This window comes from Bifidobacterium vansinderenii (genome assembly GCF_002234915.1).
GTDB classification, from domain to species: domain Bacteria; phylum Actinomycetota; class Actinomycetes; order Actinomycetales; family Bifidobacteriaceae; genus Galliscardovia; species Galliscardovia vansinderenii.
Window position 1 is genome coordinate 1 of sequence record NZ_NEWD01000043.1, and the last position, 9371, is coordinate 9371.

The window sequence follows — 9371 nt, forward strand, 5'->3', positions numbered from 1 at the left end:
GCCGCTTTCGCCGTCGACCGCCGTGATCAGGCACCAGCCGTGGCTCATGTACGTGCCGTCCGCCATCACCGTGTGATGCTTCACCGTGCACGGGGGAATCTCGGGCCGGATGTTCCAGCACCACGCTGTCCGCTTGCGCAATGCCCGCGCATCGCCGTGCGCGTCGCATGAGGACTGGGACGCGCGGCCGAGCAGCCAGCCGAGGAACGCGTCGAGCTGCCTGCCACGTTCCGCGTCCTGCTGACGCATGACCCCGGTCAGCGAACACGCGACGCACATCCACCGCTGGGTTCCCGCCCTCGTCCTGCCGTTCCGCTTCATCGCCGACCCGCACACGGGGCATTTCTTCGCCTTGCTGGATTTCGTCCTCATGCATCCAGCCCACCAGAGGAACGCCCCTATTTTTTCACGCGGAAAAATAACACCCCGACACGCCTACTGCCGTAAGGCCAAACCCGGAACATAAGCAACACTCTTGTTCCTATAGCCCGAAATACGAAAGACGAAAATCCAGAGTATGACCGTTGCAATCACGCGGCTTGTACTCGCGTTGTTTCCTCTGGACACTTCAGAACTTCAAGATTGATGTCCGAAAAGGCCCCATATCACTTCAGAACTCGAAGATTGCTCCTGCATGCACCTCTGCGCAACGCTCGGGGAAGGGAATCCGCCGGCTCCTATCCGTCAGGTGGGTTTGAGATCTCCGAATCAGGCGGCTTCTCGGAGGATTCCATGCATTTTGCACACGGTGACGTGCTTTCGGTTGATTCTCAGGTTGGGTGAAGTAGGGTTGAGGGTATGAGTGAACGAATTCAGCGTGGATCGGCCGCCGACGAGGAACGACCCATCTCCGTCTCCGCTAAACTCGGACGCCTCCAATTCCACCGTTCCGGCAAATTCCGTGTGCTGCAGCTCACCGACATCCAGGACGGTCCTAAGGTGGCATCCGACACGATCCGCCTGATCGAGGCCGCCTGCGACGCCGCACGGCCGGACCTCGTCGTCTTCACCGGCGACCAGATCGCCGGATACGATTCCGCCTACACTAAGACCTTCCGCAAACGCGCATGGGACTATCCGAAGGCCGGCGCGACGAACCCAACGGAACTCGACCATACGCGAGAACTCGTACGCGAATCCATCCGTCAGTTCGTGCAGCCGCTCGTCGACCGGGAGATCCCGTTCGCCGTGACCTACGGCAACCATGATTTCCAATGCGGCCTCGACAACGCCGAACTCGACTCCATCTACCGAGAATTCCCCGGATGCGTGAACCCGGCCATGGCCGCGCCCGAGCAGACCGGCGCGCTCGCCGCTCAGCCCGCTGACGCCAACGGTCTGCTCAAGGACCAGATGGCGTACGCGTGCGAGCCGGGCACCTTCGCGCTGCCCGTGGCCGACGTGGACCACAATCGCAACGTGATGGGGCTGGTGGTCGTCGATTCCGGCGACTACGCGAAGTCCGGCGGCTATGGTGCGCCCAGCCAGCGCGCGCTTGACTTCCTCGACGCCGTGCCCGCCGCTATCGAGGCGAAATCGTTGATCTTCCAGCATATCCCCATTCCGCAGTTCTACGACGTACTCAAGGCCGTGCCGTCCACCACCGCATACGCGATCCAGGGCTACCGCAGCTTCGACGGCGCCTGCTACGTGCTCGACGAGGACAAGACCCTGCCAGGAGGCTACCTGTGCGAGGGCGTGAGCTGCCCCGACGTGGATTGCGGGGAGTTCCACATCATGAAGGAGACCGACGGATACTTCGGCCTGTTCGCCGGCCACGACCACCGCAACGGGTTCGTGGGCACGACCGAGGGCATCATGCTCGGCGCCACGCCCACTTGCGGATTTGGTTCGTATGGTCCCGTGCCGGCCAAGCGGGCGGCCAGACTGTTCGAGTTCGACATCCGCCACCCGTACGAGCCGCGCACGCAGCTGCTCGAGTTCGGCGACATCGTGGGCAAGCCGTCGTCGCGCAAGGTGTACACGTTCGCGATGAGCCACGTGCCGACCAATCCGGGGGATGCGTGGAATCTGCTGCGCAAGCCCGGAACCCTGGCCACGATCGCCGCCGGCTTCGCTGCCGCGGTGGCGTCGCTGGGATTCACGGGGAAGAGAAAATAGTTCTGTCCTGCCTGTCCTGTGTGTTCCCTCCCTCTGTCATGACTTTCGTCATGACATCTCCCTCCCTTGGAGGGAGAACGAAGGGTAGGGTCGACAGGCGAGCGTATGAGGTGTCGGCCGTGAGGTCGTCGCTCGAATAGTTGGTGCTCCCTCCGGGGGAGGGAGCTGGCCGCCGTAGGCGGTCTGAGGGAGGGGTTTCGTCCCGAGTGGAGTCTGTTCCCTCCCTCTGTCATGACTTTCGTCATGACATCTCCCTCCCTTGGAGGGAGAACAAAAGGGTTGGGGTTTACAACATCTCCCTCCCGCGGAGGGAGAACGAAGGGGCTGGGGTTTACATGCCCGCGCCGGCGTGGGCGCGAATCAGGGCGTCGGACAGGTACTTGCCGGCGGCCATGACCAGCGGGGCGAAATGCTGACCCGGCGTGGTGCCCATGCGGTTCGTCGGACCCGAGATCGAGATCGCGGCGATCACCTGACCGGAAGCGTTGCGGATCGGCGCACTCACCGAAGCCACGCCCGGCTCACGCTCGTTCACCGACTCCGCCCAGCCGCGCTTGCGCACCGTCGTCAGCTTCGCCACCGTGAACTTGGCGCGGCGAAGACCCTGATGCATACGCTCCGGATCCTCCCACGCGAGCAGAATCTGCGCCGCTGAACCCGCCTCCATCGACAGGATCGCGCCCACCGGAATGGAATCGCGCAGGCCGCTCGAACGCTCCACCGCGGCGATGCACACGCGCTGATCGCCCTGACGACGGTAGATCTGTGCCGACTCGCCCGTACGGTCGAGCAGCGTCTGCAGAATCGGACCGCACGCCGTAAGCAGACGATCCTCGCCCGCCGCGGCGGCCAGTTCCGCAAAGCGAGACCCGAGCACGAACCGGCCGTGCTGATCACGTACGATGAAGCGATGCTTCTCCAATGCGATCGCCAGACGGTGCGCCGTCGGTCGGGCCAGGCCCGTCTCGTTCACCAGCTGCGCCAACGTGGCCGGACCGCCCTCAAGGGTGTCGAGGATCTTCGCGGTCTTGTCGAGCACGCCGACGCCGGAATGCACTTCCTTGCGGCCGTTGATGGTGCGTTCGGCACCCGTCTCATCGCCCTGTGCGCTCGGGTTTGAGGCATTTCGCTGATTTGTCAATACTTTTGCTGAATCTTTTTTCGTCTGCACCGGTCCCACCGTTGAAGTCGCGCCGTTTTCGATTGCCATGATTGGGATTATGCCATCTCAGAATGTGAAATGCAAAAGTCTCGAATTTGGCCGACGCACCATACTCAATGTGACTGGGCCGTTCGCAGGAGCGGCCGACTGAAGAAATCGATGAGGAACCGACGTCGACGGACGTTGCACAAACGTTGGAAACGTTGCAAAAACCCTGACTCCAGGAGGTTGTTATGGGAACCACATTGGCCGAGAAAGTCTGGGCCGACCATCTCGTTCGCAAGGGCGAGAACGCCGAGCCGGACCTGATCTACATCGACCTCATGCTCATGCACGAGGTCACCAGCCCGCAGGCGTTCGAGGGTCTGCGCCTGGCAGGCCGCAAGCCGCGTCACACCGATCTACTCATCGCCACCGAGGACCACAACACCCCGACCGTCAACATCGACCAGCCGAACCCCGACAAGACCTCCGCCACCCAGCTGAGCACGCTTGAGAAGAACTGCAAGGAGTTCGGCGTGCGTCTGCACCCGCTCGGCGACGCCGATCAGGGCATCGTGCATCAGGTGGGCCCGCAGCTCGGTCTTACCCAGCCCGGCATGACCGTGGTGTGCGGCGACTCCCACACCTCCACGCACGGCGCGTTCGGCGCGCTCGCGTTCGGCATCGGCACCAGTGAGGTGGAGCACGTGATGGCCACCCAGTGCCTGAGCCTCAAGCCGTTCAAGACCATGGCCGTGAACGTGGAGGGCGAACTGCCCGAAGGCGTGACCGCCAAGGACATCATCCTCGCCATCATCGCGAAGATCGGCACCGGCGGCGGCCAGGGCCACGTGATCGAATACCGCGGCGAGGCCATCCACAAGCTCAGCATGGAAGCCCGCATGACGATCTGCAACATGTCGATCGAGGCGGGTGCCCGCGCCGGCATGGTCAGCCCCGACGAGATCACCTTCGAATACCTCAAGGGCCGTCCGCACGCGCCGCAGGGCGAGATGTGGGACAAGGCCGTCGAATACTGGAAGACGCTGAAGACCGACGACGACGCCGTGTTCGACAAGGAAGTGACGCTGCGCGCCGAGGACCTGCAGCCGTACGTGACGTGGGGCACCAACCCCGGTCAGGGCCTGCCGATCACCGCCAACGTGCCCGATCCGGAGACCATCACCGACGAGACCAAGCGTGTAGCCGCGGAAAGCGCCATCAAGTACATGGGTCTCAAGCCCGGCCAGCCGATCAAGTCGATCGCCGTGGACACCGTGTTCATCGGCTCCTGCACCAACGGCCGCATCGAGGATCTGCGTGCCGCAGCCGCGATCATGAAGGGCCACCACAAGGCGAAGAGCCTGCACCGCGTGCTCGTGGTGCCGGCCTCCTCCCGCGTGCGCCTGCAGGCGGAGAAGGAAGGACTCGACAAGATCTTCAAGGACTTCGGTGCGGAATGGCGCAACGCCGGCTGCTCCATGTGCCTGGGCATGAACCCCGACAAGATGGTGGCCGACGAGCGTTCCATCTCCACGTCGAACCGCAACTTCGAAGGCCGTCAGGGCAAGGGCAGCCGCACGCATCTGGCATCGCCGGCCGTGGCCGCCGCCACCGCCATCCGCGGCACCATCTCCAGCCCCGCGGACCTGTAAGCCGCCGTACGGTCCGTACGACTGAAGGCCGGCTTCCCCTTGAGGGGAAGCTGCCGGACGTCGGTCCGACTGATGAGGTGACGTGGCGAAGTCGTAGCGTGCGTTGACAACATCTGCGCGCCGACTTTTATGTTGGGCACCTCATCCGTCCGACTGCGTCGGACACCTTCCCCTCGAGGGGAAGGCAGACCTTCGGTCTGTTCGAATCGTTTCGTATACCAATCGCAGACTTTCGTAGATTTTCAAAGGATCGTAATCATGGAAAAACTCACTGTCGTCACCGGTGTGGGCGTGCCGCTGCGCCGTTCCAACGTGGACACCGACCAGATCATCCCCGCCGTGTTCCTCAAGCGCGTGACCAAGTCCGGCTTTGACGACGCGCTGTTCTACGCGTGGCGCCGCAACCCCGATTTCGTGCTCAACCAGGAGCCGTACCGCAACGGCAAGATCCTGGTGGCCGGCCCCGACTTCGGCATCGGCTCCTCCCGTGAGCACGCCGTGTGGGCGCTGCACGACTACGGCTTCCGCGTGGTGATCGCGCCGCGCTTCGCCGACATCTTCTACGGCAACACCGCCAAAAACGGCGTGCTGGCCGCCATCATGCCGATGGAGTCCATCGAGCTGCTGTGGAAGCTGCTCGAGGAGGAGCCCGGCCGCGAGATGACCGTGGATCTGGGCGAGCGCACCGTGACCTGCGGCGACGTGACTCTGCCGTTCGAGGTGGGCGACTACGTGCGCTGGCGTCTGATGAACGGCTATGACGACATCGATCTGACGCTGCGTCATGAGGACGACATCGTGGCGTATGAGAAGATGCGTGCCGAGAAGTTCCCGTTCAAGCCGACCACCCTGCCGGCCCGCCACCTGCCCGAAGAGCCCATCTCCTCCGCCCGAGAGCCGGAGGAGGACAATTGGCTGGGGCCGTTGGCCGATCGAGACAAGTAGTCTCGATCGGCCTGCAGTACAGTCCGGTGGACTGTGTCTGCAGGCCCCAGGCGGAGCCGCGACCCTCGAGCGGCGGAGCCAACAAGGCGCGGCCGCAGGCCGTCCATTCTTGCCGGGGCGGGGCCGTTGGCATTGCCTGCTTGCGTGAAGGCTAGCGTGCCGGTCCATTCCTGCAGGGGCGGGCCTGTTGGCTTGATCGAGGCTAGTTGGTTTGTGATCCCTCCCTCAGTCGCGCTTTGCGCGACAGCTCCCTCCCCCGGAGGGAGCACAAGCTGACAACCTCAAATGGATTTGGCAACTCGCCGACAGCTCTCTCCCCGGAGGGAGCACAAAGGGGAGGGGCATTGCGCATTTCATTCATCGTGCTCCCTCCGGGGGAGGGAGCTGCCCGACAGAGTCGGGCTGAGGGAGGGATCCCGAAGCTTTTGCGGAGGAACGATCAGTTTTGATCGGTCCAATCCGTTCCCATGGGTATCATGGCGGATACACATATCCTTGGATGGGGATCGGAAAGGAAGCCATGGATCTAGAAAGCTTGCGCGGAAAACGCTGGAAGACACGAGTCGTGGGCGTGGTGGCCGCAGTGGCCGCCGTCGCTTCCCTCGGGCTCTCCGCAGCCACCGCAAGCGCGGCTGAATCTTCCGCCGGATCCGTGCAGACGTCGGTCACGACTTCCGCGTCCGCCGACTCATCGTCATCCGCGATTTCCTCCGCCGCGGGATCGTCGTCCGCGTCCGCCTCGTCGTCCTCCTCTTCTTCGAATTCGTCATCCCTGACGCCAACGACGGCGTCGGCCGAGTCGAACACCCGCATCACCAGCGTGGATCCGCCGTCCAAGACTACGGAAACGAACTCCGGCAAGAAGCCGAAGCTGCCCGCCAAGGTGACCGCGCACTGGTCCGACGGCAGCGAATCACAGGCGTCCGTCGCGTGGAACACGTCCGGCGTGGACTTCTCCAACCGCACCGGAAAGGATCGTACGGTGACCGTGTCCGGTACGGTCTGCCCGGGCGATACCGAAGAGAACGCCGCCAGCGCCAACGGATCGTCCGACGGCTCCGCGAAATCATCGACCTCGGGCAACGCCATCGGCGTATGCGAAAAGACCGCCGACGGTCTGTCCTCGAACGGAAACGCAGGCTCCACAGGCTCGTCCGACTCCGGCACGACCTCGACCGGCAACACGGCCGGTGTCTCCTCGACGTCCGACGACACCGTCAGCGTGCAGACGTCGGTCGTGGTGCACAGCGCCGTCGTGACCAAGGTCGCGGTGAACGGATCGACCTCGATCACCGTGGCATCCGGCACCAAGCCGCAGCTGCCCGCGAACGCGAAGGTGTCGTGGAACGACGGGGGAGACCCCACCACTGAATCTATCGACTGGCCTCAGTTCGACGGCTATCGCAAGCGCGCCGGCGGCACGTTCACACTGGGTGGGCTCGTGGCCGGCAAGACTGTGAACGTGCAGGTGACCGTCAGTCCGGCCACCGTGAAATCCGTGGACGACACTGTGTCCGTGACCACTCTCGTCGGCAAGGCGCCGACCATGCCCGGCACGGTGAAGGTGACCTGGTCGAACGGCGACGTGACCGAGGAGCCCGTTATTTGGGATACCGTCCCGGAGAACTCATACCGTCAGCCCGGCACGTTCACCGTGTCCGGCACGGTCACGCCCACCAACGCCGACGGTACGAAGGCCGAAAGCCAGACCGTCTCCGCCAAGGTCAGCGTGGGCACGGTCGCCTACGAGGTACAGCTCGGCGACGGCGACGGAACGACCACGCAGACGGAGTCGAACGGCAGTGGCATCAACGTTCCGTCCAACGACAAGACCGTCACCACGGACACCCGCCAGATGGTGAGCCAGAGCCAGCTGTCCAAGACCGGCACGGAGGTCGCCATGATCGCCGTGGTGGTGATCGTGCTCGCCGTGATCGGTGTGGTGGCCGTGATCGTGGTTCGTCGGCGCCGCTGATCGGGCGTCCTGGCTGCGCGCGCCTGTGCGCCTGACGTCGTGCCCCGACGTCACTCGGTCGACAATCCAACCCCCGGTCGTACAATCGAACCGGACGCATTCGAACAATTCTTCGAGCACATCACAGGAGAGACTATGAGCGAGGAAACCACGGGAATCACGCCGTTCTACGACGTCGACCGCACGTACGAGGACAACTACCGCTTCGGACCGTTCGGCGCGTTCGCGCAGACGCTCGGCGGAGACGCAAAAACCGGCGTGAGCGACGATCAGGTGAAGCGTGCGCTGGAGTCCGCGCCCTCCGACGACAATGATGCCGCAGCCGCGAACGCCACCGAACCCGCCGAATCGTTCTTCGGCGTGCCCGTCGACCTGCCGTTCGGCATTCCCGCCGGTCCGCTGCTCAACGAACGCTACACCACCGGCGCGTTCCGCATGGGCTTTGATCTGGCCGTGTACAAGACCGTGCGCTCGCGCGCGTGGGGCTGCAACCCGTTCCCGAACGTGCTCGCCGTGCATCCCGCGTCCGCCGACGGCATCCTCACGCCCGGCAGCGCCGAATGCGACGAGGGCGTGCTCGCCGATCATGAATTCGAAACCCCAATCTCCATCTCCAACTCGTTCGGCGTGCCCTCGCAGGACCCCGACGTGTGGCAGCCCGACATGCAGCGCGCCATGGAACGCGCCGGCCGCGGACAGCTGCTCGTCCCCAGCTTCCAGGGCTCGCGCGTGGACGGCATGACCCCCGAACAGTACGTGGCCGACCACGCCGCCACCGCGCGTCTCGTGCTCGAAACCGGCGCCAAGGTGATGGAGATGAACACCAGTTGCCCGAACGAGGGACACAACCGACTGCTGTGCCACGCGCCCGACCAGGTCAGCACGATCTGCGAGGCCGTGAAGAACACGATTGGCGACGTGCCGCTCATCGTCAAGCTCGCGTATCTGCCCAGCGACGACGATCTTGAATACATGGTGCGCGTAACCGCCGGCCGCGGCCTCGTGCAGGGCTTCGCCACGATCAACACGATCTCCGCGAAGCTCGTGGACGCCAAGGGCGCGCAGGCGCTGCCCGGCGCCGGACGCGACCGCAGCGGCGTGTGTGGCGCGGCGATCAAGCCCAGCGGCCTCGACATGGTGCGCCGACTGGCCGGACTGCGCGAACGCCTCGGCCTCGACTTCGGCATCGTGGGCGTGGGCGGCGTGACCGAGCCGGCCGACTACTTCGAGTATCGTGCCGCCGGCGCGGACGCCGTGATGAGCGCCACCGGAGCGATGTGGAACCCGGATCTGGCGCAGCGCATCAAGCAGGCGCGATAAGCGGCGGCGATGCGCGGTAGTCGTTGATGCGTGGGTGATGCGCGGTCGGCGTGCGTTGATGTGCGGTCGGCAATGGCGTGCAGTGCACGACGCCGACCGTCATCGTGAATCCCGTCGATCGTGCGCCACGCAAATGGCGTATCCCAACAAAATGGTGTATCTCACTGGCATACAGCGCTCTTCCCGCGGCTGATATGCCAGTGGCGATTTC

Annotated in this window: 8 protein-coding genes; 5 read left to right on the forward strand and 3 right to left on the reverse strand. The window is 64.2% G+C overall.

What is annotated here, in order from left to right:
- On the reverse strand, positions 1 to 372 hold a 372-nt coding region (locus Tam10B_RS12230; protein WP_456297856.1), incomplete at its 3' end, for a transposase-like zinc-binding domain-containing protein.
- Between the two features lie 426 nt (positions 373 to 798).
- Between Tam10B_RS12230 and Tam10B_RS12235 the strand changes: the two genes are divergently transcribed.
- Positions 799 to 2121, forward strand: coding sequence for a metallophosphoesterase family protein (locus Tam10B_RS12235; RefSeq protein WP_093961520.1), 1323 nt, complete (start codon positions 799 to 801; stop codon positions 2119 to 2121).
- A gap of 331 nt (positions 2122 to 2452) precedes the next feature.
- Here the strand turns inward: Tam10B_RS12235 and Tam10B_RS12240 are convergent, their stop codons facing one another.
- The gene (locus Tam10B_RS12240; RefSeq protein WP_223848281.1) at positions 2453 to 3196 is read right to left on the reverse strand and encodes an IclR family transcriptional regulator; all 744 of its coding nucleotides are present in this window, start codon (positions 3194 to 3196) and stop codon (positions 2453 to 2455) included.
- A 320-nt stretch (positions 3197 to 3516) separates the two neighbouring features.
- Between Tam10B_RS12240 and leuC the strand changes: the two genes are divergently transcribed.
- From leuC to Tam10B_RS12260, 4 genes are all read left to right on the forward strand, one after another.
- Positions 3517 to 4920: a 3-isopropylmalate dehydratase large subunit gene (leuC, locus tag Tam10B_RS12245; RefSeq protein WP_093961522.1), complete on the forward strand. Its 1404-nt coding sequence runs from the start codon at positions 3517 to 3519 to the stop codon at positions 4918 to 4920.
- Positions 4921 to 5178: 258 nt separating this feature from the next.
- On the forward strand, positions 5179 to 5865 hold the full coding sequence (gene leuD / locus Tam10B_RS12250) for a 3-isopropylmalate dehydratase small subunit (protein WP_093961523.1): 687 nt from the start codon (positions 5179 to 5181) through the stop codon (positions 5863 to 5865).
- 520 nt (positions 5866 to 6385) lie between these two features.
- The gene (locus Tam10B_RS12255) at positions 6386 to 7840 is read left to right on the forward strand and encodes an Ig-like domain-containing protein (protein ID WP_093961524.1); all 1455 of its coding nucleotides are present in this window, start codon (positions 6386 to 6388) and stop codon (positions 7838 to 7840) included.
- Positions 7841 to 7975: 135 nt separating this feature from the next.
- A complete protein-coding gene (locus tag Tam10B_RS12260; protein ID WP_093961525.1) occupies positions 7976 to 9160 on the forward strand; it encodes a beta/alpha barrel domain-containing protein in 1185 nt (394 codons plus the stop codon).
- Here the strand turns inward: Tam10B_RS12260 and Tam10B_RS13650 are convergent.
- Positions 9144 to 9371 (reverse strand): hypothetical protein (locus Tam10B_RS13650; RefSeq protein WP_233133725.1); only part of this gene is annotated, 228 nt, incomplete at its 5' end. The genes Tam10B_RS12260 and Tam10B_RS13650 overlap by 17 nt on opposite strands.

What these genes read in the sequence shown, in the direction of transcription:
- Tam10B_RS12235 (WP_093961520.1), top strand. Translation starts at nt 799, where the DNA reads ATGAGTGAACGAATTCAGCGTGGATCGGCCGCCGACGAGGAACGACCC.
- leuC (WP_093961522.1), top strand. Translation starts at nt 3,517, where the DNA reads ATGGGAACCACATTGGCCGAGAAAGTCTGGGCCGACCATCTCGTTCGC.
- leuD (WP_093961523.1), top strand. Translation starts at nt 5,179, where the DNA reads ATGGAAAAACTCACTGTCGTCACCGGTGTGGGCGTGCCGCTGCGCCGT.
- Tam10B_RS12255 (WP_093961524.1), top strand. Translation starts at nt 6,386, where the DNA reads ATGGATCTAGAAAGCTTGCGCGGAAAACGCTGGAAGACACGAGTCGTG.
- Tam10B_RS12260 (WP_093961525.1), top strand. Translation starts at nt 7,976, where the DNA reads ATGAGCGAGGAAACCACGGGAATCACGCCGTTCTACGACGTCGACCGC.